This window comes from Pararcticibacter amylolyticus, assembly GCF_003130405.1.
GTDB classification, from domain to species: Bacteria; Bacteroidota; Bacteroidia; order Sphingobacteriales; family Sphingobacteriaceae; genus Arcticibacter; species Arcticibacter amylolyticus.
In genome coordinates, this window is the sequence record NZ_QEAS01000009.1 from 243,897 (window position 1) to 269,445 (window position 25,549).

A 25,549-nucleotide genomic window follows, 5' to 3' on the forward strand; every position below is an offset into this window, starting at 1 on the left:
CGTCAGCCCGACTACTTCTCCGATAATAATAATAGACGGATGGGTTAAGCCATTTTTTTCTGCAATGGCGGGAAGGTCTTTGACTTTACCGGTGCCCGATTTCTGCTTCAGCAAAGTTGCATGCTGAATGATGGCCGCCGGAGTCTCCCCCATTCCTTCAACGATGTAAACTGCGGCAATCTCTTCCAGTTTCTTCATTCCCATGTAAATCACCACAGTAGCATTACTCTGCATAGCCAATTTGAGGTCAGAGGACAAGCGGCCATCCTTTTTGGTTCCCGTAAGTACCCAGATCCCTTCGCTGATCGTTCTGTGAGTAAGTGGTATATCAGCAAAGCCTGCGGCCTGCATGCTTGTGATCCCGGGAATGTAATACGTTTCTATTCCATGCTCCCTTGCAAAAAGGATCTCTTCGAATCCTCTTCCAAAGATGAAAGGATCCCCTCCTTTCAGCCTTACCACAGTGCCTTTTTCAGCAGCCTTTTCAAGAATCAGCTCGTGGATCCGCTCCTGGGGGGTATATTGTCCGTAAGGGTGCTTTCCGACATAAATTTTCTCACATTCCTCCGGAACAAGATCAAGTAATTCCTGGTTGGCGAGATTGTCATATAGAATAACACGTGATTCTTTCAAGGTCCTGTATGCTTTAAGAGTGATTAAATCCGGATCACCCGGACCAGCCCCTATTACATACAATACTGCTTTCTCTGTTATTGTCTTATCCATTCAACAGAGAAAAATACAATTCCTTTCGCAAAAAAGGAACAAAAAAAGTCCGGATGCCGGCTTTTATTCGAAATCAATAGATATATCTTTTTTTTATCCCGGTTATTCTATAAAGCAAAACTCCAGGCCCGGACTTATCTATATGATTCAATTTTTTTATATGACTTATAAATTTTGCATATAAACGCAATTTATCTAAGTTTGAGAGGATACAAAAAGGTATTTTCCAGAAAACAACCCCCACTTGTAAAGTTGTTAATTATATAAAGAACAGGCATGGACTACAAACAGTTAGGAACATCGGAACTGAGGATAAGCAGAATTGGATTCGGAGGCATGTCGCTCGAACCAGGATCCGGCACCGCCATCATTCATAAAGCTATCGGTCTTGGCATCAACTATTTTGATACGGCAGACCTGTATGATAAAGGAATGAATGAAGAACTGTTCGGAACTGCTCTGAAGCCGCATCGCAACAATATAATCTTAGCAACTAAAGTAGGAAACCAGTGGCGGCCGGACGGAAGCGGATGGGACTGGAATCCGCGTAAAGACTATATTCTGAAGGCAGCAGATGAAAGCCTGCGCCGCTTAAAAACCGATTATCTGGATTTGTACCAATTACATGGCGGAACGATTGACGACAACATTGACGAAACAATTGAAGCCTTTGAATTACTTAAACAACAGGGAAAGATCCGATATTACGGCATTTCTTCTATTCGCCCGAATGTGATAAAAGAATACGTCATGCGCTCCTCCATCGTAAGTGTTATGATGCAGTACAGCATTCTGGACAGACGACCGGAAGAAAGCTGCTTCGACCTCCTGTCCTCCCGCAATATCGGTGTACTGGCAAGAGGGAGTGTTGCCCAGGGACTCCTGGCCGGAAAGCCCCCTAAGATGTATTTAAACTACTCAGAGGAAGAAGTAGAGATCGTTGCTAAAGCTGTCGGATTTGTCGCAGGGGAAAAAAGAAGCGCAGCAGAAACCGCCCTTCTCTATGTAATCCAAAACCCTGCTGTAACTTCTGCGGTAGTTGGCATACGAACTCCTGAACAGCTCGAAGACGCTGCTGGCGTGATCAACGTACAAGCCCTCTCCAAATCGGAGATAAATTTCCTCAAAGAGGCCGTCAGGCAAAACTACTACGAGCAGCACAGATAAAGGATGACGATAAACGACGAAACTCGTCAGCTGTCACTGATGATTAATTTACCACATTTATCTCTTTTCCTTCCAGAAATCCTTTCAGATTATCAGAAGTAATCTCTAATACCCGTTGTCTGGCTTCCCTGCTCATCCAGGCATTGTGAGGTGTAACAATACAGTTTTTCGCACCAATCAGGGGATTTCCCGCCACCGGAGGTTCTTCAGACAAAACATCCGTTGCCGCACCTGCTATTTTGCCATTGCTAAGTGCTTCTGCAAGATCAGCCTCGTTCACCAGCTGCCCTCTCGCAGTATTAATAAGGAAAGCTGTATTCTTCATTTTCTCCAGCTGCTCCTTATTTACAAACCCCTTGTTGCTATTTGTTAAGGGAAGATGGAGAGATACAATATCACTTTGCCGGAATAAAGAGTCCAGCTCTGCATATTCCGCCAGCGAGGTATCCTTACGGTGGGGAGTATGATAAAGAACATTCATACCAAAGGCTTTTGCGATCCGGGCAGTTTGCCTGCCAATATTTCCAAATCCAATAAGCCCGATAGTCTTATTCTTCAATTCTGTCAGAGGGGTAAGTGCATATGCAAAATCCGGGGAAGCAGTCCACTTACCCTCAGAAACCGAACGGCTGTGCAGCCCGGCCTGATTGGTCAGCTCCAAAATAAGCGCAAAGGTGTGCTGCGCAACAGATTCAGTGCCGTAATCCGGCACATTGCAAACTTTTACCCCCTTTTCCCTTGCTGCATCGACATCTATTATGTTATAACCAGTGGCCGTCACGTTGATAAGCTTCAAATTTGGCAGGCTCTCCAGAATCTGTCTGTCGAAGGAAATTTTATTCGTTAGAACAATGTCAGCATCCATACATCTGTCCACCACTTCCCCTGGCTCTGTTCTGTCAAAAATCTGAACATCACCTGTTTCATTAAGAAATTCCCAGCTCAGATCTCCGGGATTCAATGTAATTCCGTCTATTACAACTACTTTCATTTTAATATTTTTTCTGAGGAAAAGAAATAAAATTGTTACTTTGTATACCAATAACCAAAACGGTTTTCGTTCAAATAACTTAAAGCCGTTCATTCTTAAAAAGAATACATGTCGTGTTTGCTATCGTCAGCTAAAAGAATAAAAAATATACCATATAGACAAATGGCCATGCAGCAACAGACTATTCTCACCCACCTCTCAAAGCGAATTACAACACGTAGATTAACTATACAATTAATACATGAAAAATAACCCATACTCAGTGATCGCGGGCACAGGTAGCTATATACCCGGGACCATTATAAAGAATGAATACTTTCTGGATCACCAGTTCTGCGACAAAGAAGGAAATCCAATTCCCAAAAACAATACGGAGATCATCAAAAAGTTTAAAGAGATCACTGGCATTGAGGAAAGACGTTATGCTTCAAAGGAACAGAGAGCTTCAGATCTGGGATATCTGGCTGCGCTGGATGCTCTCCAGAGCTCCGGAATTGAAAAAGAAACGCTTGACTATATCATTGTAGCGCATAATTTCGGAGACATTCGGGACGGAAGCAACCGGGTAGATATTGTCCCTTCGCTGGCATCCCGGATAAAACAGCTTTTGCAGATAGAGAATCCGGACTGTGTGGCCTACGATCTTCCTTTTGGCTGCCCGGGTTGGGTACAGGCTGTAATTCAGGCCGACTATTATATCCGGTCCGGAGATGCCCGGAGATGCCTGGCAATAGGAACGGAGACATTGTCAAGAATTATTGATCCCCACGACCGGGATTCAATGCTTTACGGGGATGGAAGCGGCGCAACGATCCTCGAGGCTTCAGACGAGGGAGAAACTGGCATTTTAGCTCATAAAACCCGCACATTCGCACTTCAGCACGCAATGCTGCTGGCCATGGAGGGTTCTTATTCCGCCGGCTACTCAAGTAAGGAAGACCTGTTTGTAAAAATGAATGGCCGCAAGCTGTATGAATTTGCGATAACCAACGTCCCCGTATTAATAAAAGACACACTCGACAAAGCAGGCCTTCATATCACCGACATCAGCAAAGTGCTGATCCATCAGGCAAACGAAAAAATGGATATGGTCATTCTGGAAAGGCTGTTTAAATTATATGGACTGAATGCCCCCGAAAAAGATATCATGCCCATGAGTATATCCTGGTTAGGGAACAGTTCTGTTGCTACAGTCCCTACCTTACTCGATATGATCATGAAAGGAAAAATGCCTGAGCATTCGATAAATCCCGGAGATAAGGTCGTAATAGCGTCTGTAGGTGCAGGTATGAATATAAATGCTGTCATCTACCAGTTCTAAATAATCCGGCAATCTGATAATGACAAGAGCCGGAACAGTTAGGCCTGTAAATGCAGTAATTACAGATGAATCTGAACCATCCGGATTCATCCGCAAATCAGATAGGTAAATCGCCACACAGCACAGAAAGCCAATAGCATAGATATCAGCAATAACCAGACCGGGAGACAGAATACCTGCTTTTTCCGGTCTGGTTGTAACCGGCTGTGTGAAAAGAGAAACTCCCAAAACAATACGTAAACTAGTTACTCCCACTTTCAAAGGCTGCCTGATAGGGAAAAAAGACGGCGATCAGATAAACAGAGCACTCACACCTGGTTTCTCACTGGATTCGCCTGAACAAAAGAAAACACTAATATCTTTAAGAATTCGCAACTAAAGCACTGCTTTCGGCCACTCTTAGCAAAGGAAACCGTGTAAAAAAGAAAAACCCTTAACTTTGGAAGTTAAGGGCGAGGTCTATAATCAGCCAGATGAGCAATTATCAAATATATGTAAAATTTCCTTAATAGCAAATAGAAAATTATTTAATAAAGAGGGACTTAATTCTCTGATAAAGGAAAGAAAAAACAGTAAGCGCTTAGAACTGTTGTTCAGAAATAAACATGAATACTATGAACAACCAGGTAATTGACAAACTTAAAGAAACATTCAAAGGCCCCCTGCTCCAGGAAAACGAAAATGCTAACGTAGGCAAATCAGAAAGAATTCTGTCTGTAGCTACCGGAGCATTTATTCTGTTCCAGGGTATAACCAACATTTTCTCCCACCCTATAATTGCCGTGGCGGAAATCGCCGTAGGCGGATCTCTTATGCAAAGGGGGGTAACCGGGTATTGTCCTGTAAAAGGAGTAATCGAACAAAGCTGTCAGGATACAACAGCGATTATTGTTGATCGCCCTGAACAAGTTACCGTTTTATAATTCAGTTTTTTATCGTGGAAGAACCTTTTGACATAAGCATTAAACTCTCAGCCGGACAAAAAGACTTTACGGTATTACCTGAAGATAATGGTTATACGCTGAAAGAATCGGGAAGCATTGTGGCCGTACTCAAAGAGCAGGAAGGCCGTTGGGTATTCGTAAAAGGCAGCTACACCGAATCTGACGCTCAGCAAGTAGGCGAACTTATTCGCCAAAGAAAAACCTGACAGGGGCAGATGCTGCCCCTGCTTCTTCCCTCCCGGTAAACAATTCATCCTGCCATTCTGTTATCCTGCCAGCATAATTATTCTGTATATGAGACTTAAATTAAAAGCTGTATTTCAATCAGTTGCAGGCGTTTTACTATTTACAGCAGTATCCTGCAGCAATTCACCTAAGTCCCTCTCTGTTGTGGAGACAGGCATGTCAAAAGAAGAAGTACTCACTATAGTAGGGGAACCCAAAAGCAAAAATGTGGTAAACGAAACTGAAATATGGGATTACCCCGATTCAAGCCGTACTGTGATTTTTAGAAAAGATACGGTGTACCACATCCTTACATCTCCTGAAGCCCGTGCCGATTCTATAGGGATGTGGCTTGATAAAACAAATGAAAAGGTAAAGGACGGCCTTGAAAATATCACGGATAAAGCAGCCCGGGCCGGTGAAAAAATTAAAGATAAGATAGACAACGATTCTTCATCCAGGTAATATGAGTATACAATCGGTTAACCCCTTCAATGGTGAGATCATAAAAACCTACGAGCCGCATTCATCAGAGCTGATTGAACAGAAAATTCTGCGTGCACACGAATCTTTTCTAAGCTGGAAGGACGAGTCATTTGAAGTACGTGCCCGGCACATGAAAAAAGCAGCAGAAGTGTTAAGGAACAGAAAGCGGGATCTGGCTGAACTGATTGCACTGGAAATGGGAAAACCGGTAAAAGCGGGTGAAAGTGAAATTGAAAAATGCGCTCTCGTCTGCGAATATTATGCAGAAAATGCGAAGAAGTTTTTAACCCCTGAAGAAATAAAAACGGATGCAGCAAAAAGCTACGTAACATTTAACCCATTGGGAGTCATTTTAGCAATTATGCCCTGGAATTTTCCTTTCTGGCAAACATTCAGATTTTTAGCGCCAGGTCTTATGGCAGGAAACTGCGGAGTGCTGAAACATGCATCGAACGTACCCGGATGCGCTCTGGCTATTGAAGATGTGTTAATAGAAGCAGGATTTCCTGACCACGTTTTTCAAACTCTCCTGGCTGGAAGTGATGCGATAGAACGCATCATTGAAAATCCCCTGATAAAAGCAGTTACCCTCACAGGCAGCACAGAAGCCGGGAAACATGTCGCTGCAAAAGCGGGATCCCTGATCAAAAAAACCGTTCTGGAACTTGGAGGAAGTGATCCTTATTTAGTACTGGAAGATGCTGATATCGAACTTGCGGCTGCTGTCTGTGCAGAAAGCAGGCTCATCAATAGCGGCCAGAGCTGCATAGCCGCGAAACGGTTTATCGTGGTAGAAAAAGTGGCTGAAGATTTCATCAGCAGGTTCAGGGAAAAACTTGCTTCCTGTACAGTGGGCAATCCATTACTTACAGACACACAACTAGGCCCACTGGCACGGAAAGACCTTCGTGACCAGCTACACGAACAGGTACAGCGAAGCATTGACCAGGGGGCTGAATGTATCCTGGGCGGTAAGATCGAAGACGGGCCTCATGCATTCTACCCACCTACATTACTGGTGAATGTCAGGAAAGGCATGCCTGCACACGACGAAGAGCTATTCGGCCCCGTTGCTGCGGTGATCATTGCCATGGACGAAGAGGATGCCATCGCTATTGCAAACGATACGAGCTTTGGCCTGGGATCTGCTGTATTCACCACAGACATTCAAAGGGGAGAGCACATTGCTGCGAATAAACTCAACGCCGGCTGTGCATTTGTAAACAGCCTTGTTCGCTCTACCCCTGAATTACCTTTTGGAGGCATCAGCGAATCCGGCTATGGAAGAGAGCTTGGTTCCTGGGGGATCAAAGAATTCGTCAATATCAAAACGGTATACATCAGCAAATAACCGGCTTCGTCATGCTTACCCATCCTGTCCTTAAATGATCAGGATCTGTCCGGAAACGGGCACAAAGCAAACCGGCATCTTTACTAACCCACACGCAAACAAGTGCTTATATTTCTGGTCTGTTAAATGCACCATCTGCAGTAAATTAAAACCACTATTCTTATATTTATTGCAGAGAACAGTATGATCAGCTTAAAACACATTTATAAATGGTATAATGTTGGCGGCACCAGGAGCTTTATCCTGAAAGATATCAATTTCGAGGCTGCCGAAGGAGACTTTATTTCTATTATGGGACCTTCCGGTTCCGGAAAATCGACTCTTTTACATATCCTTGGCATGCTCGATGAGCCATCAGAAGGCGAGTATAACTTTTTAGGGCAATCGGTTTTCGGATTGAAAGAAAAGCACCGTACTCAGCTCTATAAGCAGCACATCGGCTTCGTATTCCAGGCTTACCACCTGATCGATGAACTTACAGTATACGAGAATATAGAAACTCCCCTGATCTACCAAAACGTTAAAGGGCCCGAGCGCAAAGCAATAGTAGCCGACACTCTCGACCGGTTTGGGATCGTTGGAAAAAAAGATCTTTTTCCCTCTCAGCTTTCAGGAGGCCAGCAGCAACTGGTCGGAATTGCCCGCGCCATTGCAGCGAGGCCAAAACTTATTCTGGCCGACGAGCCAACCGGAAACCTGAATTCAAAACAGGGCGAGGAGATCATGGAACTGTTCAAACGCCTCAACGAGGAAGACGGGGTAACAATTATTCAGGTTACTCATTCTGAAAAAAATGCAGCTTACGCTTCGAGGATTGTGCATCTGCTGGATGGACGGGTTGAACGGATAGAAGAACCGGTATTACAGCCGAAGGCAAACTAATAAGGGGCAGTCTTGTTTATAGCAGGAGCAATCGCTATTCTTTTGCTCTGCTTAGATAACAATGAACAAACTTTGTATCCCCCTATTTTTACTGGCTCTGACTACCGGTCTGAATAGAGCTAACGCTCAAAACATTGATACCCTGCTTGATAAAAGCCAGGAAATACTTGAAAAAGGAAGAGTTTTCAGTATTAAAGGGATAGGCATGGCTTTCCCGATAGGTGAAGTGTCGTCCGTGCTCCGGCCCCGTTTCTCTTCAGAAATCGGGCTTCAGATCCTTTGTAAAAACCCCAGGTATTTCATTTATCCAACGCTTGACTACGTGAACTTCAAATATGATCAGAAATATGACGATCCGGATTACGGTTACAAAATGAAAAACGCCAGTGCCAAGCTATATATCGCTACGTTTTCAGGAGGACTTGTCACCCAGGTGAAAAAATTCAGAATATTTAGCTCTGCAGGCATTGGGGGAGGAATTATCAATGAACCCAGAGGAAATGTAGATACAGAGGCTTCTGAGATAAATTTCAGAAATAAAAGCTCTTTTACAGGAACCCTAAGGTTAAATACCGGCGTAGACTATGGAAAACGCACCTTCAAATTTTTTGCGGAGATTAGTTACATGCTTCATACCAGACAGATCCAACACAGCAATATGCATACGCTCGCATTCAATGTAGGGACAAGAACCAATCTGTATCGTCTCGCCAAGAGCATTGAAACAATCAAAAAACAACTTTAGATAATTTACTTTATACCCTCATTGCGGGCAACAGTCTCTGCAAGTGCGCAATAATTATTATTATAATGGTGATTACCGCTTAATGTGACTGTTTTAATGCCAGCATCGGAGAACCGCTTCACAACGGAGCTTTTTTCTGCACTTCCAAATATACAAACAGGCTGCTTTTCTTTAATTTTCTTCATCTCAGCCACTACATCATAGGAACCTTTTACTGTTCCTAAACTTAGCATGTCAGAAATATGGATTTCAAAATCGCCTCTTTCATCAGGTGAAATAGAGTACACACCTGCCATTTGCTGCCGCAGATTCTCCGGTGTCCTGCTTGCTATAAAGGGGACGATACATGCACCAAAAGAATAACCGACAAGAATGTATGACTTCTTCCCCGTTGCTTTCAACGACGAAATGATGGCTTTATGAATATCGGCAGCAGCCTGGCCGGGAGACCGGCCTTTCCAGAAATAACTTTTAGAATCCAGCCCCGCAACAGGCATGCCCTTTCTGGCCAGGCACTCTGAAACAGATTGAATGAAATTATTCCAGCCGCCATCACCGGAAATTAAAAAAACAAGGGGAGCCGGGGACGCTTTAGCCGGAATTAGTTTCACCGGCAGCGGCTCATTATCAGCCTTCGCAAACCCGGCCAACAGGCTTAAAAATATCGTTACAACAACACTCCTCATCATGGTTTAATCACCTTACTTAAAAGTGCCGGCATTTGAAACAGATCATAATCCTGATTGTAAATCAAATATTTATTACACCATACCGGCTCAAACTTCTCTTTATATTCTCTCAAACCCTTATAATGAGAAAAAGAACGGATTTTCTCGTAAGCAAACTTCATTGACTTTTCCGGGAAAGTACGGGCAGTATCCATTCCTGCCAATGGTGCAAAACCGAGGTTTACCGCTTCATAACCTTCATTCTTCAGGTAGTTAAACAACTCGATCAGAATAAAATCCATTACCCCGTTAGGAGCATCGGCAGTTTTCCTGATCAGATCATAGGTACCCTCTCCTTTTACATAGTCGGGGATCACATTGAGAAAAGCGACAATCTTTTCCTCCGGACTCTCCACCGTAATCACTACCTGCTCCTTTAATTCTTCCTCAATAAACATTCCCTGAGAAAAGATAATTTCTTTCCTCCCTGTTTCCTCCAGCCACTCATCAGAAACCGCCTTAAGTCTCTGCAGTAATCCGTCTTTAAGGGGCGGGTGATAAACAACGGCCTGGTATCCTCTGTCGCTCACTTTTTTGAGAGCATTCCGCATTGATTTCTTACTTCCTCCCTGCAGCGAGAAATTAACAAGATCTACCACTCCCTCCTGTCCGAGGAACAAAGCTTTTTTACCAAGATCCCTGTAGATATTCAGGCTTGACTCGGGAACTCTGTAATAAATACTTTTTAATCCATTGTTGTAACAATAGCGGTCAAACTCCGCAATACAAGCACTCATCTGTTGCTCATCGGCAGCTATAGGATCGTCCAGAACGACAGCGAAATTGCCGCTTATCCTGTATGAAATAAATGCATCCAGGCTCTCAGGAAAATAGATCAGCTTATCAAAGTAAGTCTTAAAGTAATCAGATGATGAATTCCCGTATTTATCCAGCAGCTCTTTGGCCCGGTTAAATTCGTCTGCCGAAGATGTGCTTTTAAGCACATAAGGCCGGATGAGCGTATACAGCAGAAACGCAAAAGACAGGAACCCGCTGATATTGATTGAGTAGAGAAAGTTTTGAGCGAAAGAATCCCGGGGGATCAGATCATTGCTCTCGAGGAGAAAATAGCTTTCTAAAGTGTACCGGAAGGACTGGAAGAGGCTGAAATCCGTATCAAAATGTTTGCGGTCAAGAAAATAGAAGCCAATGATCCCATAAAGAAGTACTGCCGCTATGCTGAGCAGCGTGGTTTGAATTCCCGTATTTCTCAATCGCGGGTTGGTTCTGATATAATATTCCTTGCGCGAAACGATCAGCACCACCAGCACCACTATAGCAACAATAGCCTCTTCATAATCAATTGCTTTAGTAATGTTTCCCGCAATAGAAATTAAGCTGAGCACAACAGCAAAGTACCACGCCGTACGCAGTCCCTTCAGCATGAAGGCTGCGGTAACCAGCAGGAACAAACCTGCTGCCAGAACAAAGTAGTTGGAAATTTCTATCACTTCAGGGCCTAAAATCCCTTTCAGGAAACGCACCCGGGTGGTGATAGTTGGAGTAAGCACAGAAACAATATTCACTACTCCGAGGAACAAAAGGAATGAGGCCGGAAGAACACGCATCAGCAGCCGGTTTATCTTTAACAAAAAACTCAGCGCACCAGCCAGCAATGGAAGCCAGAACTCCAGGAAACGGTACAGAAAAGTAACGGCGATAGCCTGAACCTCAGAAAAACCGAATCTGGTAAGAATATAAGCCATTGAAACCTCTATCGCTCCCAGTCCCCTTAAAAAAGGGGAAACAATTAGGAAGATGACAGAAATAATATAACCAAAAACTGCTGCTAGAACTGAAGGTTCAAAATCGAGAGCCAGCATGGCGATATATAAATGAGCGATGCCCGCAAACTCAATCAGGATACTATACAGGATCGTGACAAGGAAGCCTTTCCGCTCTATTTTATTACTGCGTAAATCATCCAGCAGGACAACAGAGGAAGGTGCAATCTTAATAAGCCAGTTATAGACTTTTCCCTGGCTCATGATTGAGCGGTATACTGCTGTGAGAACAACTATAAGAATGATGACAGAAGCAAGAGCAAACCACTCTCCTTTGCCAACGCTTTTTTGGAATAAACCGTAGAGGAAAGCAGGAAGTGCAACGATGATCACCGAAAATATCCCGACAAAGCCATAAACAGAGGACGCAAAATGAATCTGTGATTTGCTAACACCCTTCCGCTCAATATCCCCGGTAAAGAAAGCTAAAGAAGAAATTCCGCCTGCTGGCAAGAACACACTGATAAAGTTACGCTTAAGGAAAAGAACAATTGCATCATACAGGTTCACCTGCGAGCCAATAGCTCTAAACGAAGCCACATACATGAGTCCCTGCAGGACAATGTATACGATGGTTAGAATAATACCCGCAGCCAGCCACTGAAGAGATGAAGAAGCAAGAACAGCCTGCACCTGCACAAGTTCAGCCCTTTCATGCTTTATAAACCAGATCCCAACTCCGATAAAGAAAATGGTGAAAATAAACTGAGAGATAATTTTTACATTTTCCCTCAAAAAGGGAACACTTTTTTCTCTAAGCGCAGTGATAGTGTCTTTACCGGAAAACCTCATTTGACGCGTATTCCCTAAAAAATTATTATTGGCAAATATAGACGTTGTTTACATTTTTACCTAAACTATACGGGCAGGTTTATTGTTATTTATCTATCATGATTTCAAAAGAAAATATCCGGGTAATAAAAGGGGATATAACCAAAGAATCCGTAGATGCAATTGTGAACGCAGCGAATTCTTCCCTTATGGGAGGTAGTGGTGTCGATGGTGCTATTCACCGCGCCGGCGGCAAAAGAATACTCGAAGAGTGTATGGAAATTATTTCAAGGCAGGGAAAATGCCAAACCGGTGAAGCAGTCATTACCAGCGGAGGAAATCTTCCCGCAAAATACGTCATCCACACGGTTGGGCCCGTTTGGAACGGAGGAAATAACCAGGAGCGGCAAAAATTAAAAAATTGTTATAATAACTCCCTTGAACTCGCCTTAAAGCACGGCATCCAAAGCATTGCGTTTCCAAACATCAGTACCGGAATCTACAGGTTTCCCAAAGAAGAAGCGGCAGGAATAGCCTTTACTACTGTAAAGAACTTCCTGGAGGTAACTCCCTCTCCTGTAGATGTCACCTTTATATGCTATGATGATGAAAACTTTGCCCTCTACCAAAAGCTCCATCAGCAATTACCTGATCATTGATGCCTCCTGGGAGCATCCTGGTGCGGGTGTTTAAAGTGAGGTTTATCAAGGCCGCTTACCCCTCCTGATACCACAAATTTCATTGCTTCGCTGGCACTCATATCCAGAGGCTTTACCTTGTCGGCCTGAACGATGGCCAGTTGTCCCGCAAATGAATACGAAAAAGGAAAATAAACCGCCACATCTCCCGGAAGGTCCAGGCGCGACAGATCCTTCTGCGTAACAAAACCAACCTGCCGGAATCCGTGATTATTTATTTCAACAATTACAGGTTCATGGAACTTCTTTTCGTCTCCTACAAATGCCTCCGTCAGATCCTTAATGGACGAATACAGAAAGTTAAACAGTGGCAGTCTGTTGAGCCACCGGTTCGACCAGTTCTTTATCGGCTCGGTAATAAAATTCGTCACTGTTATTCCGGCCAGGAGAATGATGATGATGACTGTCAAAATACCGAGGCCGGGAATATAAATCGGTTGCCCTGTCTTCGGATCAATCCATAGCCCGCTCAGGTTGAGAGTTTGATCTACCGAAGATACAACCCAGAATATGAGCATAATAGCTGCACCTAAAGGAACTACTACAAGAACTCCTTTGATGAAATAGTTTATTAATATCCTGAATAGCTTATTCATATAAATGAGATAAAAAATATTTAAATACAACCACGGCGTGATTGCAACTTAGTTCTTATACGGGGGAATCACTCATAATAGTAAATTCTTTTTACACGCTGAGAAATTCCGGTTAAAATCTCATACGGAATGGTCCCCATCTCTTTGGCAATGCTTTCAACAGTGACCTGGTCATTAAACACAATCACTTCATCCCCTTCCTTCGCATCGACACCGGTAATATCAAGCATGCACATGTCCATACAGATGTTCCCTATGGTGGGCACCACTTTTCCGTTGACAATCATTTTCCCGGCGCCATTCCCGAGTTTCCTGTCATAACCATCCGCATATCCTATTTTCACTGTAGCCGTCTTTCCGTCCCTCTGCATGACACCCCGGCGGTTATAGCCTACTGTCTCACCAGCTTTCAGATGCTTGATCTGAGAGATACTCGTTTTAAGAGAAGCTACTGTTTCAAGCGGAGACACCCCTGCCTCCCGGGCGCTGTCTATGCCATACAAGCCAATTCCCAGCCTCACCATATCAAACTGGGCCTCCGGCCACCTGCTAATGGCAGAGGTGTTGGCAATGTGCTTGATAACACTGTATCCCAGCCGGCTTTCAATCAGGGAAGTGAGTTCCTTAAACAATCCAATCTGCTGTCTGGTGAACTCATCAGCCGCCGGATCCTCACTACTTGTAAGGTGCGAGAAAATACTTCTAACCCTGATAGCAGTCAAACCAGTCAGTTCATCAAGTAAAGCAGGCACATCCTCTTCCAGGAAGCCCAGCCTGTGCATCCCGGTATCAAGCTTAACATGTATCGGATACTCCTCACGACCTTTCCTTTTGAGCTTTGCAACAAATTCGTTCAGCACCCGCAGGCTATAGATCTCAGGCTCAAGATCATGTTCAATCATGGTATCAAAACCTGCAACATCAGGGTTCATCACCATCACGGGAAGAGTAATTCCCGCCTGCCTCAAAGCGATCCCCTCGTCTGCAAAAGCAACCGCGAGGTAATCAACCCGGTTAAACTGAAGCAGGTTAGCAATTTCAAAACTTCCGCTTCCGTAAGAAAATGCTTTCACCATGGTCGTGATCTTTACCCCCGGCTTCAGCAATGACTTATAATGGTTCAGATTATTCTCAAGAGCATTCAGATTGATCGCCAGAACCGTTTCATGAACTTTCTCTGTCAAAGCCTTGCTGATCTTTTCAAATTCAAAACGACGCGCCCCCTTTAACAAAACCGACTCATCTGCAATGCTAACTGAATCAAGATTATCAAGGAAGTCAGATGTGCTTTCAAAAAACACCGAATCGACAGTAAATCTATCTGCATGCCTGCTGATCTCCGTTCCGATACCAATCAACCGGTTCACATCCTTATTCTCCAGCAGTCTTGCAACCTGGCTATACAAAGCACCGGCATTCATTCCCGCTCCAGGAATATCCGAAAGTATAAGCGTGCGGCGCTGATGCTGATTCTGCTGCTTAAGGAAATCAAGCGCAATAGTAAGAGAAGAAATATCCAAACTATACGAATCGTCTATTATCGAACTGTTATGGATCCCTGTTTTTAATTCCAGGCGCATTCCGACAGGGTGAAGTTTCCCGATCCGGGAATCAATGACTGCCGGGGAATAACCCAGAGCGAGCATCGTAGCCCAGCAACAAACGGCATTTTCTACAGATGCCGCATCCGTAAAGGGAACCAGGCACTGAATAATTTCACCGCTAAATGCGCCCTTTACAAGCCGGTGAGACTTATCGGCAGATATCACATCCTCTATGATGTTCAGGTCTGCACTCTCGTTGTTCCAGTCCCAGGTAAACGTTTTTTTCCCCGGAATACTGCCACTGTATTCTGCCAGGTATTTAGGCGAATAAATAAACAGTTCGGAATCGTTGAAAAGCTTTAGCTTTTCAACGGTTTTTTCCTGATCTGAAGAAAAGCCATCTTCATGTGCCTGCCCTATATTCGTTAAAACACCAATTGCCGGTTTTATAATTCCCTCCAGTGCCTCCATCTCCCCCTTCCTGGAAATTCCGGCCTCAAAAAGAGCCAGTTCATGTTCCTCTCCCATTCCCCAGACAGATACAGGCACTCCTATCTGGGAGTTATAACTTTTTGGACTTCTTACAATGTTCTTCTCAGGTGCAAGAAGTTGATAAAGCCACTCTTTTACAATGGTTTTCCCGTTACTGCCGGTTATCCCGATTACGGGTATATTAAACTGGCTCCTATGATAAACAGCCAGCGTTTGCAAGGCCCTTACAGTATCAGGAACCACAATGAAATTTGCGTCCGGACAAGTTTCCGCAAAATTCCTTTCGTCAGAAACCACGAAATTCCGGATCCCTGAAGAATATGCTTCTCTAACGAAGTCATGGCCGTCTCTCCGGCCCTTAACAGCAAAAAAAAGAGTATGAATAATATCTCCCAATCGCCTGCTGTCGAATGCAAGCGTAGTGATGGCAGCATCTGAGATCTTTATAAAGTTCTTTGTATTAACAATTTCAGCGATCTCATCAATAGAATATGATTTGTGATACATTTGCTGTCAAATTTCAGTTTATTTTTCCAGTAATCAACGATAATTTTATAATTGAAATGCAATCAAAACAAGCCCCTTTAAAAGCCCCGGATAAGAAAACCGCACTTGCTAAAGCTGAACACTTTTGTGCTTACCAGGAACGTTCACAGCAGGAGGTCAGAGACAAGCTTTATAGCCTGGGTTTACATCATCAGGATGTAGAAGAATTGATCACAGAACTCATCCAGGGTAATTTTCTGAATGAAGAACGCTTTGCTTGTACGTATGCACTTGGAAAATTCAGAATGAAACTATGGGGGAAATTAAAAATTGCGGAAGGACTTAAATTCAAACGTGTGCCACCAGGACTTATTTCAAAAGCACTTTCCCGGATCAGCGAGGATGAATATCTCTCTGCGCTCGAAGCGGTATTAACAAAAAAAGCCCCTTCTATAAAAGAAGCGGACCCGTTCAGAAAAAAACAAAAGCTGGCGCAGTATGCCATACAAAAAGGTTATGAAAGCGATCTTGTTTTTGACGCATTGAAATCCAGCAACTTATTATAAAACTTTAAAAAAAATTAATTTTATATTGACAAACATGCTTTTCTGCCTATATTTGCATCACCAAAACAAAGGACACCATGCGAAAGTAGCTCAGTTGGTAGAGCACAACCTTGCCAAGGTTGGGGTCGCGAGTTCGAATCTCGTCTTTCGCTCGAATCCCTTCTCAAAAAGAAGGGATTTATTTTAAAAGGTTACCCACACCTGCCTGGGTGGTGGAACTGGTAGACACGCAGGACTTAAAATCCTGTTCTCCTTACAGAGAGTGCGGGTTCGATTCCCGCCCCAGGTACAGAAGCCGGCTTATATGAGCCGGCTTTTTTTATGAATACGGATCAAGCGGAATTCTGGGATCAATCCGGAAACCTGTGGAGCAACCAGCGGTTCGCACCCAAAACCTTCGGTTTCCCTACGGGCAAACTGATTAATTTGACTGACCTGTTTTTCATACTTATATCATATACCATAATTTCCTGTTAGAGCTTTATGCTCAATACTTTTAGCAAACAGCGGCGTCTCTTCGTGATTATGGACATCTGATGCAGCCTGACGGGCTGCTGCTGCCTGTGCCAGGGTAACGCCATGTTGCTTAATAAATTCCAGAAAATCCGGCGTAGCTGTGGCGTGGATCTCGTTAGTATACTCACAAGTATTTTCATCTATGGCTGTCGCTTTCAATTCCCAAAGCACCTGAACTTTACTACGCCCGTTTTTGCTGATCACATCAGACAGGGATAGCATACGGCAATAATCAGCCCGATACTCAGTAGCTACATAATGCTGAATTATTAAAGCATCTCCAATCATTTCCACATTGATAGACATCGGTTGTCCATCATAAGTTATAGTAGCACCAGCTGCAATATGATTAACAGAACATTTTTGGTATTCAGCATCGGGCAGGTTAAGTACCCAGTCGGCTATGTTTACTTTTTCAATAGGTGCGTTGATAATTGCTTTTACTACCGAATGAGATAAAGCGTTTTCTGAGGTTTGTTGAATTTCCATAACGTGTTTTTTTGTTGATTCAAAGTTCTGCGCTTTTTATTAATCGTCTAAACCTTTTTTTCCGATCTATCACATCGATAAAACCGATTAAAAATTATCTTTACAAAAAGCTCTGCACGTTATGGAACTGCGACAACTGAAGTACTTTATCAAGGCCGCTGAACTGCATAATTTCACTGAAGCGGCTAATCAACTATTTATTACGCAAAGCACACTTTCGCAACAGATCAAGCAGTTGGAAGATGAATTGGGTATCTTGTTATTCGATCGGATCGGTAAGCGCGTCAGGCTGACGGAGGCCGGAATATTGTTCTTGCCTTACGCCCAAAAAACGGCAAAAGATGCGGAGAACGGCAGAAACATCCTTAAAGATCTGATGAACCTGCAAACAGGCACGTTAGCCATCGGCATAACTTATGGATTGATGCATGTGCTTACTAAAGCTATTGTTGATTTTAATGAGAAACTACCGGGCATCAGCTTGCAAGTAATTTTTGGAACTACACAAGAACTGCTGATCAAATTGGAACAGGGGCAAATTGATTTGCTGTTATCCTTCCTGCCTGCGCAATCAAACATGGTATATAGTTCCGAAAAGCTGTTCTCATCATGCCTTGCCTTGATCACTCACCAAGATCATCCATGCGCAAAAAGCAGGCAACTGACTTTAAAGAAATTGGAGACATTGCCTTTGATCTTACCATCTGGAGGGTATAGTATTCGTGACTTCTTCAACCAGATCCATATGAAGCGCCGGCTAAACTTGAAAGTAGAAATGGAAGTGAACGATATTAATATGCTGCTACAGTTAGTAAATACCGGCAGATGGTGTACCGTGCTGATGGGCTCTTCGGTAAGTCAATACCCGGATTTGAAAACCATTAAAATTACCGGAGAAGGAATGAAAAGGGATGCTACGATAACATGGCCGATCAACGCCTATCGTAAAAAGGCAGCCATGGTACTTGCTGAAAAGCTGCGCTGTTATGCCAAAGATTACCATATTTAAAGGAATGATATGGTTCTTGACTTACTATCAATACTAATACTCAATCGCCGGTTTTAGCGGCACAATAGTTGGGTTTGCAATAGGAAACATGAAAGTAATTGGATAATCTTCGCGTCGTCATTAAAATTTTATGCGATTACACGTACGAGAAGCTCAATGTCCTCTAGAAAATGATCAGAAATTGTATCTTCTCGTTTACTCACAAGGGATTCGCAAGTTGCGAATCCCTTTTTTTGTTTCCATTAGTTTTACCTCGATAACATCCGCCGCGTACAAATGTATAATGAGCAGGTCCGCGAACAGCCTGAGAATTCATATTCGAGTTCAATCAAAGGGAAACGGAGATTGATTTCTCATCTCTATTCTTTCATACTCTGAAACAAGAGTTAGTTTTGAAACTGTTCGAAAGAAATCCGGCAGATTTATTTACCTGATTTCTTAGGAGTGTTACAAAGCAGCTTGTTTTGAAACGATGCTGATGTCATTACGAACGGGTGCATCGTTAAGTTGTAATAGTACATACCGTCCAATTAATATTTAACCGAAATTCCAAAATTGACCGCTCTTCCTCTACCTTTTGAATAAAAACCAGGCTGCATGAACCATTGCGAGCGTGCAGGAAAATAATCCTCGTTAAACAGGTTTTCTACGCCCAGACTAATACGTGTGCTTTTATTGACGCGTAGCCCTGCAATCAGATTGAATAGATTATAAGCTTTAACCGCGCCTTCATTGCCGTTATATATTCCTGTACTGTTTTTTACAAACCTGTCTCTGCTTACAACACCAGTATAATTTAGTGTAATATCTATCACCTGGAGCGGTGCATAGGCAATGCTTCCGGTAATTTTAGGAGCGGAAATCCTTCTTCCGTTGAGATAAGTATCTTCAGGGTCATTGTATTTCCCGTTACTGTTTACGTCGCGTTTGCCTTCCGTATAGCTGTAACTTCCGGCAATAGTTAACTCCCGGTTTAACAGGTAAGATGCAGCCAACTCAAAGCCATATATCTTTTCCGGGCTGCGGTTAGTATTGAACAAGGCGGTTGCCGGGTCGTAAACTACCTCGATGCCCAACTTTGAAGTACTGCGGTAGGCAGAAGCCGAAAAATTAAGCCCTTTATAGCGGCTCCCGAAGCCAGCCTCATAGTTGTTCACTTTTACTGCATCGGTGTTGATCTTGTCAATGCTATTCACCTTGGCGTCCCTTAGAGCCAATCCAATATCCATTACTGAAAATCCCTGGGAGAAACTTACATAAGGGCTAAATAATTCATGACGGTTATATTTCAACCCGGCGTTGAACAAACCTGTATTATACTTCAGTGCACCACCGGTTACATCAAAAGATGGCGTAACGGTTGCGCCGGTTGCATTGGTGATCCTGAGGGTTCGGTAATCGTCTACGTCTATATTGACGCGCTCAAAACGGAAACCCGTCTTTAATACCAGGTCACGTACAAGAGTTACGTCTGCCTGGGCAAATGGCGCGAGGTTGGTCATGTCCATTGTCGGCACCCATACACGTCCATCAACCAAAGGCTGCGAAGTCTTATCCTTCAAAACATCAATTCCGTAAGATAGGTTAGCATGGATCGTATTAGTTTTCACCAGTGGTGTTTGAAGGAATAACCGGATTCCTTTTTTATCGTTGTGCGCCAAAGACTGACCGTCCCCGCCATCGAATCGTCCGAGTGAAACATAGAACACGTCTTCACGCTTTTCATAGTAAACGTCGGTGGTTAAACTGGTTTTCAGGAACAGGCTGTCCACTTTGTATGATAAATGCACGTTGTGGTTATATTTCGCTCTTGTTGGGATACCAAGCGGCTTTCCCAATACACCAGTGGCTTTCTGACCGGTTGCAAGGTTCCCATTTACCAGGGTGAAGTTGCTGTTTTGCAAACTGCTGTAGTAATTGTAAACCAACTGCAGCCGCTGGTTTTTTGTCGGTTCAAAACCGATTTTCGCAAAGGCGTTATAGGTGTCGGTTTCACCAAGGCTGTAGTTAGGGCCAACCACATCTCCTTTGGCGTCTTTGTATTCCCCGGTTTGTTCAGCCACACCGCTAACTACGTAATCAAACTTATTGACCTTTCCGTAAAACATCTGACTGATGCGTCCACCTGCTGAATTACGCAGTTTGACCAGCGAGCTATTCAGAAAAATATCGGTTTTTCCGCCAAACGTTTTAGCGGTATCCGGCACAAGCGTCACATAATTTACTAATCCCCCTGCTGCGCCGTTTCCGTAAATAGCCGTGGCTCCCTTAACAACTTCGATTTGTTGAAGAACCGAAGGGTCTATGGAGCGAAGATCAACTTCGGCATTTCTAAGCGGCGATGACTGGCTTACGCCATCGATCATCACCAACATGGGCCGGCCGCGAAGGTTCTGCCCAACGTTGCTGCCTGACTGGGCGCTTGGCGCAAATCCTGGTACTTGGTTAGCTAAAATGCTGGTCAGGTCCGGATTAACCGCTATTTCGGTTTCCAGTTTCTTTTTGGAAACTATACTCACTGATGAAACGACGTTCTTAGGACTTTCGAACTTTCTGCTCGCAGAAATAATCACTTCAGCCAGAGCCAGGTCAGATCGTTTGAGCATGAGAGTGACAACCGTATCTTTCAGAAGCGGCGACAACGTTAGTGTTAAAGTTTCATAGCCTGTAGCAGATGCTTTGATACGTAAAACCTCACTGGCAGGCACAAAAATCTCAAAATGCCCTTTAGCATCACCCGAAGTTTTTTGCTGATTGACTTGAATTGTTGCATACGGAACTGCCGATAAAGAGTCTTTAATAAGCCCTCTTAATTTAAGGACTTGACTATTAGCTATACTGGATAGAATAAGTAAACTGCATATTGTAAGTAGTGAAGATAGTTTTGGCCTCATGCGTTAAAATTTGGCGCAATAATACATTTATTTAAACTCATTCTAAATAGTTTCTTTTTAAAGAATCCTGATTTGTCCAAATCTATTGTCCAGCCCTTACTCAATTCATGAGCTTCAAACCAAAAGCACTCTCTCATCTTGCGGCTTTTATTCGTATTATTATTTTTTAATAAAAGGTGATAATTGGCGGAAAACCGGCACATACAAATAAACACCATCACAAATGCAAAAGAATCACATTCTAAAGCAATCAGAGCAGCGTGAAAAATTATTCACAAGTCTCTACGAGAAGGTTTTTCCTCTTGTGGCAAGATATATCAGGCGGCAGGGCGGGAACCTGGAGGAGGCACAAGATGTCTTCCAGGATGCTCTCATCGTTTACTATGAGAAAACCAGAAGCAACAATGACGTGGAAAATGAGAACGCTTATATCCTGGGAACATCTAAAATCCTGTGGATCAAGAAGTACAAAGAAGGCTCTCTCAATGTCAATCTCGATGACCTTCATGAGAGTCAGCAAATGGCTCAGCCTTCAATACCTATAATCGCACAACAGAGGATCACTGATTTTCTGGCCAGTGCCGGACGAAAATGTATGGACCTGCTTAAAGCTTTCTACTATGACAAGTTTAGTCCCGGCGAAATAGCGACTCACTTTGGATACTCCGGGATCCGGTCTGCCACCGTACAGAAGCACAAATGCATGGAGAAGGTCAGGAATACTGTAAAAGAAAAATCGTTTCAATATGAGGACTTCATTGAATGAGATAAAAGAAACGGAGGACTATCTCATGGATAGACTATCTCCCCAGGATGCCCTCTTGTTTGAGGCAAGGCTTATTTTAAATCCGTTGCTGTCAGAAAATGTCGAATGGCAGAAAAAGACCTATACAATCATTACTTCATATGCAAGAAATGAAATAAAAAAAGAAGCTTCCGCAGTCTTCGATAAACTTTTTAACAACCCGGAAAAACCGGGATTCCGAAACAAAATACTGAGCATATTTCACAATACGTAATCGTATCATGACAGAAAAAAACGAATTCAGAAAATACGCTATCAAGCACAGGCGTATTGAAAGTGGCACGGTTGACAGCTTTATATCATCCGTCAACAAAAGATCCCTGCCTCTGGCAATGACCCCCTATATCATCGAAGAAAGAGCGCTGAATGTCGCTCAGATGGATGTATTCAGCCGTCTGATGATGGACAGAGTGATCTTTTTGGGAGAACCTGTAGATGACAGGGTGGCAAACATCATACAGGCACAGCTTCTTTTCCTTCAGTCCATAGACAGCAAACGGGATATCCAGATCTACATTAATTCGCCGGGTGGAGTAGTTTATTCCGGCCTGGGCATCTATGATACGATGCAATATATCGAACCCGATGTAGCAACAATTTGCACCGGCACCGCACTATCTATGTCCGCTGTCCTTCTCTGTGCAGGAGCGCCCGGCAAAAGGGCTGCTCTTAGTCACGCCCGGATCATGATCCATCAGCCGTTGGGGGGAGTGCAGGGACAAGCGTCAGATATCGAAATTACCGCACGTGAAGTTTTGAAATTAAAGAGGGAACTTTACGAGATAATCTCCAAACACACCGGCCGTGATTATCAGAATGTACATGATGCATCCGACAGGGATTACTGGATGATCGCTTCTGAAGCAAAAGAATTTGGCATGATTGACGAAGTGCTGGGAGGATAAAAACGATTTTACAAGTCCGGTGGAATTGCCCAAAAGATCCGGTTTACAAATACAGGAGAAGTCCTTACTTCTTCTGTATCATGGTAAAACCACCCGTCGTCACCTGTTAAACGGCCTGTTTTCAGAATAACGGTAAACTGAACCAAAACGTAGAACCCCTGTTAATTTCACTTATCACCTCCATTTTTCCTCCGTGACGTTCTATTATCTGGTGGGATATATAGAGTCCCAGGCCAAGTCCCTGAAATGACTCTTTTACGCTGCTTACCCTGTAAAAACGCTTAAAAATATTCCTGATTTCACCCGGCGGGATCCCGATCCCATGATCTGCAACAAATACCTTAACCTGATTATCCTCAATTCTCGTATAAACATTCACTGACGCTGAATCAGGCGAATACTTTATCCCGTTTGAGATCATATTCGTTAACACCTGACTGATCCGGGCCCTGTCTCCCCTGACTGTAACCGCAGAAGCAAGATCTATTTCAATCTGGTGTTTATGCCCCGAATTCTGCATAGCCTCCGTCACTTCATTTATCAGCTCATTTATATCAAACGGGGCAATATTTAAATGCATGATCCCCGACTGAAGTTTGGTTACATCAAGAAGATCGAATATCATGCTGACCACGCGGTTAATCTGCTGGTCGATTTTAGTGACAAGAATAGTAGAAGTGGCATTATTTTCCTTCTTCATCCTCATTTCTAATACCTGGGTATAGGCCTTGAGGCTGGTTAAGGGTGTTTTTAGCTCATGTGAAGCAATGCCGATAAAATCTTCCATTTGCCTGTCCCTCACTACCCTTGCCGTCACATCCGTAAAATTCATAATGACCGCTTTTAAAAGCGGTTCTTCAAGCAAATTGGTTACCGTGTTCTCTACCCATATTGTATTACCGGATTTATGCTTGACCTGGTGCAGTATATGAATACTTTCGCCCGGGTGTGACGCCGTTTGATAAAAATGTTCCTTCACATTCATGATTTCATCCGGCAGCAGTAATGCCCAGATATCCATTTGCAGCAATTCGGCCGCCTCATAGCCTGTTATTCTGGACACAGAAGGGCTGATATACCCAATTTTCCCATCCAGCTTAACCATCATAATCCCGTCAGTACTCTTCTCAACTAATGTCTGAAACATCTTGCTGCATTCTCCCGAACGCCTGGCTTCCTTTTCCTTTCCGGAACATAAGTATACCAGCAGAAGGCATTCCAGAAGGAATACGAAAATCTGAACTGCCCCGTTAAAAGTTAAAGTGATGTTGAAATAAGGTTCAAAAAAGAAGTAATCGACAACAAGAACGGTTAAAATACTTGTAAACACACCAGGTTTCGCGCCATAATATTGAGCGATAAATACGATAATACAGAAATACAGGAGAAAAGGAGTCTTGCTTCCTAAAACATCGAATAAGGTCAATTTTATTACTGTACATAAAGCAATCAATGCGCAGGATACAAGATACGCCTGGTATCCGTTTGCCTTAGTATAGTGAAAAAAACTAATGTTCTTCATTATCAATTTATAATGACATACTCAGTAAACAGGTTTGCTTTTAAAATTAACTTATCTCCATTGAATCAGTTTATAGGTTCTTTAGCTTTTCCGGTTAAAGTACGAATTTATGAAAGGCTTACCCCATGTTTTACAAAAATAATTTTTTAAATGGTGTCAAACAAAACTTCCCCGCCAATGTTTTTCACTTAATTTTAAAATGAAGCCAGAGACTTTAGATAAACTTAGTAGCCTGATTGAGATTAATTCCCAAAGAGTTCTTGCTTACGAAAGAGCCCTGAGGGAGTTAAAACGCGAAGATGACCCGGATGACTGCATTCTTTTTGATAGTCTTGCTAAAGAAAGCCACCTATATAAGCAGGCTCTGAACATCCCTTTGTAGTCTAATCTTTTTCTTGATCCTGTATTCCCAGTCAGCATTCTTCCGGGCAAGGACGAGGGTATTTACAAGTGTCCTTAATAAGGAGATGGAAATAACTCTTATAAGTTCTTAAGATATTCTGCTCAAATCCAGCTCAGCTTTAAATCCGAATCATACCAAGTCAAATCAGCTTATCCTTAACCCAGGCTCAGATCATCCCCCAGTCACTTCCCACCCACCTCCCGATTGCAGTATAAATGTTCCCGCTCATCTCCCTCTTATATACCGCATAGAACCCGCCTTTCTTATGAAAAAGGCGGGTTCTGTATGGCACTTAGCCTGTAAATACATGGGTTTATTTATAATTAATCTAAATAACAATCAGCACTTGATCCCTATCTTTCAATATCCCAACTTTACTCTCATAGCCGGCAGCACCGGCGCCCCTGACCCTCCAGGAACCTCCTTCAGAGAATATGATCCTCCCGGGCCTCCGACGCTTCTGCAGCCACAAAAGACAAACTATATGGCAATATTAGAAAGAA

Annotated in this window: 24 protein-coding genes and 2 tRNA genes; 17 read left to right on the top strand and 9 right to left on the bottom strand. The window is 43.3% G+C overall.

What is annotated here, in order from left to right:
• Positions 1 to 726, bottom strand: a 726-nt coding sequence (cobA, locus tag DDR33_RS12680; RefSeq protein ID WP_109416158.1) for a uroporphyrinogen-III C-methyltransferase, incomplete at its 3' end; no start/stop codon positions are given.
• Between the two features lie 276 nt (positions 727 to 1,002).
• On the opposite strand from cobA, the gene DDR33_RS12685 reads away from it, so the two are divergent.
• The gene (locus tag DDR33_RS12685; RefSeq protein ID WP_109416159.1) at positions 1,003 to 1,893 is read left to right on the top strand and encodes an aldo/keto reductase; all 891 of its coding nucleotides are present in this window, start codon (positions 1,003 to 1,005) and stop codon (positions 1,891 to 1,893) included.
• Positions 1,894 to 1,936: 43 nt separating this feature from the next.
• Here DDR33_RS12685 and DDR33_RS12690 read toward each other — a convergent pair whose 3' ends face one another.
• Entirely contained in the window at positions 1,937 to 2,884 is a 948-nt protein-coding gene (locus DDR33_RS12690; protein ID WP_109416200.1) for a D-2-hydroxyacid dehydrogenase, read from the bottom strand.
• Positions 2,885 to 3,125: 241 nt separating this feature from the next.
• On the opposite strand from DDR33_RS12690, the gene DDR33_RS12695 reads away from it, so the two are divergent.
• The 7 genes from DDR33_RS12695 (at position 3,126) to DDR33_RS12725 (ending at position 8,838) form a co-directional block, all read left to right on the top strand.
• On the top strand, positions 3,126 to 4,205 hold the full coding sequence (locus DDR33_RS12695) for a 3-oxoacyl-ACP synthase III family protein (RefSeq protein WP_109416160.1): 1,080 nt from the start codon (positions 3,126 to 3,128) through the stop codon (positions 4,203 to 4,205).
• A 614-nt stretch (positions 4,206 to 4,819) separates the two neighbouring features.
• A complete protein-coding gene (locus DDR33_RS12700) occupies positions 4,820 to 5,128 on the top strand; it encodes a YgaP family membrane protein (RefSeq protein ID WP_238387791.1) in 309 nt (102 codons plus the stop codon).
• Positions 5,129 to 5,142: 14 nt separating this feature from the next.
• Positions 5,143 to 5,355: a hypothetical protein gene (locus DDR33_RS12705; RefSeq protein WP_109416162.1), complete on the top strand. Its 213-nt coding sequence runs from the start codon at positions 5,143 to 5,145 to the stop codon at positions 5,353 to 5,355.
• Positions 5,356 to 5,443: 88 nt separating this feature from the next.
• Positions 5,444 to 5,839 carry an outer membrane protein assembly factor BamE domain-containing protein gene (bamE, locus tag DDR33_RS12710; protein ID WP_109416163.1) on the top strand — a complete coding sequence of 132 codons (396 nt, stop codon included), beginning with the start codon at positions 5,444 to 5,446 and terminating at the stop codon, positions 5,837 to 5,839.
• A 1-nt stretch (position 5,840) separates the two neighbouring features.
• Positions 5,841 to 7,211 (top strand): NAD-dependent succinate-semialdehyde dehydrogenase, encoded by a 1,371-nt coding sequence (locus DDR33_RS12715; RefSeq protein WP_109416164.1) that lies wholly within the window; start codon positions 5,841 to 5,843, stop codon positions 7,209 to 7,211.
• A gap of 183 nt (positions 7,212 to 7,394) precedes the next feature.
• Positions 7,395 to 8,093 (top strand): ABC transporter ATP-binding protein, encoded by a 699-nt coding sequence (locus DDR33_RS12720; protein WP_109416165.1) that lies wholly within the window; start codon positions 7,395 to 7,397, stop codon positions 8,091 to 8,093.
• A gap of 61 nt (positions 8,094 to 8,154) precedes the next feature.
• A complete protein-coding gene (locus DDR33_RS12725) occupies positions 8,155 to 8,838 on the top strand; it encodes a hypothetical protein (protein WP_109416166.1) in 684 nt (227 codons plus the stop codon).
• A gap of 5 nt (positions 8,839 to 8,843) precedes the next feature.
• Here the strand turns inward: DDR33_RS12725 and DDR33_RS12730 are convergent, their stop codons facing one another.
• Complete coding sequence (locus tag DDR33_RS12730; RefSeq protein WP_109416167.1) at positions 8,844 to 9,527, bottom strand: AcvB/VirJ family lysyl-phosphatidylglycerol hydrolase; 684 nt, start codon at positions 9,525 to 9,527, stop codon at positions 8,844 to 8,846.
• Positions 9,524 to 12,142 (bottom strand): bifunctional lysylphosphatidylglycerol flippase/synthetase MprF, encoded by a 2,619-nt coding sequence (mprF, locus tag DDR33_RS12735; protein ID WP_109416168.1) that lies wholly within the window; start codon positions 12,140 to 12,142, stop codon positions 9,524 to 9,526. Before mprF ends, DDR33_RS12730 begins: the two co-directional genes overlap by 4 nt.
• 98 nt (positions 12,143 to 12,240) lie before the next feature.
• On the opposite strand from mprF, the gene DDR33_RS12740 reads away from it, so the two are divergent.
• Positions 12,241 to 12,780, top strand: a complete 540-nt coding sequence (locus DDR33_RS12740; protein WP_109416169.1) for an O-acetyl-ADP-ribose deacetylase — start codon at positions 12,241 to 12,243, stop codon at positions 12,778 to 12,780.
• Here the strand turns inward: DDR33_RS12740 and DDR33_RS12745 are convergent.
• Together DDR33_RS12745 and DDR33_RS12750 are read right to left on the bottom strand one after the other, a co-directional pair.
• Positions 12,774 to 13,415: a DUF502 domain-containing protein gene (locus tag DDR33_RS12745; protein ID WP_109416170.1), complete on the bottom strand. Its 642-nt coding sequence runs from the start codon at positions 13,413 to 13,415 to the stop codon at positions 12,774 to 12,776. The genes DDR33_RS12740 and DDR33_RS12745 overlap by 7 nt on opposite strands.
• A gap of 68 nt (positions 13,416 to 13,483) precedes the next feature.
• On the bottom strand, positions 13,484 to 15,958 hold the full coding sequence (locus DDR33_RS12750) for a bifunctional UDP-N-acetylmuramoyl-tripeptide:D-alanyl-D-alanine ligase/alanine racemase (protein WP_109416171.1): 2,475 nt from the start codon (positions 15,956 to 15,958) through the stop codon (positions 13,484 to 13,486).
• 56 nt (positions 15,959 to 16,014) lie between these two features.
• Here DDR33_RS12750 and DDR33_RS12755 point away from each other — a divergent pair, with 56 nt between their 5' ends.
• The 3 genes from DDR33_RS12755 (at position 16,015) to DDR33_RS12765 (ending at position 16,792) form a co-directional block, all read left to right on the top strand.
• Entirely contained in the window at positions 16,015 to 16,503 is a 489-nt protein-coding gene (locus DDR33_RS12755; RefSeq protein ID WP_109416172.1) for a regulatory protein RecX, read from the top strand.
• A gap of 79 nt (positions 16,504 to 16,582) precedes the next feature.
• Positions 16,583 to 16,655 (top strand) — tRNA-Gly (locus DDR33_RS12760).
• A gap of 51 nt (positions 16,656 to 16,706) precedes the next feature.
• A tRNA-Leu gene (locus tag DDR33_RS12765) sits at positions 16,707 to 16,792 on the top strand.
• 164 nt (positions 16,793 to 16,956) lie between these two features.
• On the opposite strand, the gene DDR33_RS12770 is transcribed toward DDR33_RS12765, so the two are convergent.
• Positions 16,957 to 17,508 (bottom strand): hypothetical protein, encoded by a 552-nt coding sequence (locus DDR33_RS12770; RefSeq protein WP_109416173.1) that lies wholly within the window; start codon positions 17,506 to 17,508, stop codon positions 16,957 to 16,959.
• Between the two features lie 121 nt (positions 17,509 to 17,629).
• On the opposite strand from DDR33_RS12770, the gene DDR33_RS12775 reads away from it, so the two are divergent.
• Complete coding sequence (locus tag DDR33_RS12775) at positions 17,630 to 18,517, top strand: LysR substrate-binding domain-containing protein (RefSeq protein WP_109416174.1); 888 nt, start codon at positions 17,630 to 17,632, stop codon at positions 18,515 to 18,517.
• 530 nt (positions 18,518 to 19,047) lie between these two features.
• Here the strand turns inward: DDR33_RS12775 and DDR33_RS12780 are convergent.
• Positions 19,048 to 21,411: a TonB-dependent receptor gene (locus DDR33_RS12780; RefSeq protein WP_109416175.1), complete on the bottom strand. Its 2,364-nt coding sequence runs from the start codon at positions 21,409 to 21,411 to the stop codon at positions 19,048 to 19,050.
• 223 nt (positions 21,412 to 21,634) lie between these two features.
• Here DDR33_RS12780 and DDR33_RS12790 point away from each other — a divergent pair, with 223 nt between their 5' ends.
• From DDR33_RS12790 to DDR33_RS12800, 3 genes are read left to right on the top strand one after another with little or no spacing between them, the layout of a single operon-like run.
• Positions 21,635 to 22,177 (top strand): RNA polymerase sigma factor, encoded by a 543-nt coding sequence (locus tag DDR33_RS12790; protein WP_109416177.1) that lies wholly within the window; start codon positions 21,635 to 21,637, stop codon positions 22,175 to 22,177.
• Positions 22,158 to 22,430, top strand: a complete 273-nt coding sequence (locus tag DDR33_RS12795; RefSeq protein WP_109416178.1) for a hypothetical protein — start codon at positions 22,158 to 22,160, stop codon at positions 22,428 to 22,430. Before DDR33_RS12790 ends, DDR33_RS12795 begins: the two co-directional genes overlap by 20 nt.
• A 4-nt stretch (positions 22,431 to 22,434) precedes the next feature.
• Complete coding sequence (locus DDR33_RS12800) at positions 22,435 to 23,121, top strand: ATP-dependent Clp protease proteolytic subunit (RefSeq protein ID WP_109416179.1); 687 nt, start codon at positions 22,435 to 22,437, stop codon at positions 23,119 to 23,121.
• Between the two features lie 121 nt (positions 23,122 to 23,242).
• Here the strand turns inward: DDR33_RS12800 and DDR33_RS12805 are convergent, their stop codons facing one another.
• Complete coding sequence (locus DDR33_RS12805) at positions 23,243 to 24,643, bottom strand: ATP-binding protein (RefSeq protein WP_109416180.1); 1,401 nt, start codon at positions 24,641 to 24,643, stop codon at positions 23,243 to 23,245.
• A 199-nt stretch (positions 24,644 to 24,842) separates the two neighbouring features.
• Between DDR33_RS12805 and DDR33_RS12810 the strand changes: the two genes are divergently transcribed.
• Entirely contained in the window at positions 24,843 to 25,025 is a 183-nt protein-coding gene (locus DDR33_RS12810) for a hypothetical protein (RefSeq protein ID WP_109416181.1), read from the top strand.
• The last annotated feature ends 524 nt before the right edge of the window (positions 25,026 to 25,549 follow it).

Bases quoted from the DNA above. Each gene is read 5' to 3' on its own strand.
- DDR33_RS12685 (WP_109416159.1), top strand. From the start codon at position 1,003: ATGGACTACAAACAGTTAGGAACATCGGAACTGAGGATAAGCAGAATT.
- DDR33_RS12690 (WP_109416200.1), bottom strand. From the start codon at position 2,884: ATGAAAGTAGTTGTAATAGACGGAATTACATTGAATCCCGGAGATCTG.
- DDR33_RS12695 (WP_109416160.1), top strand. From the start codon at position 3,126: ATGAAAAATAACCCATACTCAGTGATCGCGGGCACAGGTAGCTATATA.
- DDR33_RS12700 (WP_238387791.1), top strand. From the start codon at position 4,820: ATGAACAACCAGGTAATTGACAAACTTAAAGAAACATTCAAAGGCCCC.
- bamE (WP_109416163.1), top strand. From the start codon at position 5,444: ATGAGACTTAAATTAAAAGCTGTATTTCAATCAGTTGCAGGCGTTTTA.
- DDR33_RS12715 (WP_109416164.1), top strand. From the start codon at position 5,841: ATGAGTATACAATCGGTTAACCCCTTCAATGGTGAGATCATAAAAACC.
- DDR33_RS12720 (WP_109416165.1), top strand. From the start codon at position 7,395: ATGATCAGCTTAAAACACATTTATAAATGGTATAATGTTGGCGGCACC.
- DDR33_RS12725 (WP_109416166.1), top strand. From the start codon at position 8,155: ATGAACAAACTTTGTATCCCCCTATTTTTACTGGCTCTGACTACCGGT.
- DDR33_RS12730 (WP_109416167.1), bottom strand. From the start codon at position 9,527: ATGATGAGGAGTGTTGTTGTAACGATATTTTTAAGCCTGTTGGCCGGG.
- mprF (WP_109416168.1), bottom strand. From the start codon at position 12,142: ATGAGGTTTTCCGGTAAAGACACTATCACTGCGCTTAGAGAAAAAAGT.
- DDR33_RS12740 (WP_109416169.1), top strand. From the start codon at position 12,241: ATGATTTCAAAAGAAAATATCCGGGTAATAAAAGGGGATATAACCAAA.
- DDR33_RS12745 (WP_109416170.1), bottom strand. From the start codon at position 13,415: ATGAATAAGCTATTCAGGATATTAATAAACTATTTCATCAAAGGAGTT.
- DDR33_RS12750 (WP_109416171.1), bottom strand. From the start codon at position 15,958: ATGTATCACAAATCATATTCTATTGATGAGATCGCTGAAATTGTTAAT.
- DDR33_RS12755 (WP_109416172.1), top strand. From the start codon at position 16,015: ATGCAATCAAAACAAGCCCCTTTAAAAGCCCCGGATAAGAAAACCGCA.
- DDR33_RS12770 (WP_109416173.1), bottom strand. From the start codon at position 17,508: ATGGAAATTCAACAAACCTCAGAAAACGCTTTATCTCATTCGGTAGTA.
- DDR33_RS12775 (WP_109416174.1), top strand. From the start codon at position 17,630: ATGGAACTGCGACAACTGAAGTACTTTATCAAGGCCGCTGAACTGCAT.
- DDR33_RS12780 (WP_109416175.1), bottom strand. From the start codon at position 21,411: ATGAGGCCAAAACTATCTTCACTACTTACAATATGCAGTTTACTTATT.
- DDR33_RS12790 (WP_109416177.1), top strand. From the start codon at position 21,635: ATGCAAAAGAATCACATTCTAAAGCAATCAGAGCAGCGTGAAAAATTA.
- DDR33_RS12795 (WP_109416178.1), top strand. From the start codon at position 22,158: ATGAGGACTTCATTGAATGAGATAAAAGAAACGGAGGACTATCTCATG.
- DDR33_RS12805 (WP_109416180.1), bottom strand. From the start codon at position 24,643: ATGAAGAACATTAGTTTTTTTCACTATACTAAGGCAAACGGATACCAG.
- DDR33_RS12810 (WP_109416181.1), top strand. From the start codon at position 24,843: ATGAAGCCAGAGACTTTAGATAAACTTAGTAGCCTGATTGAGATTAAT.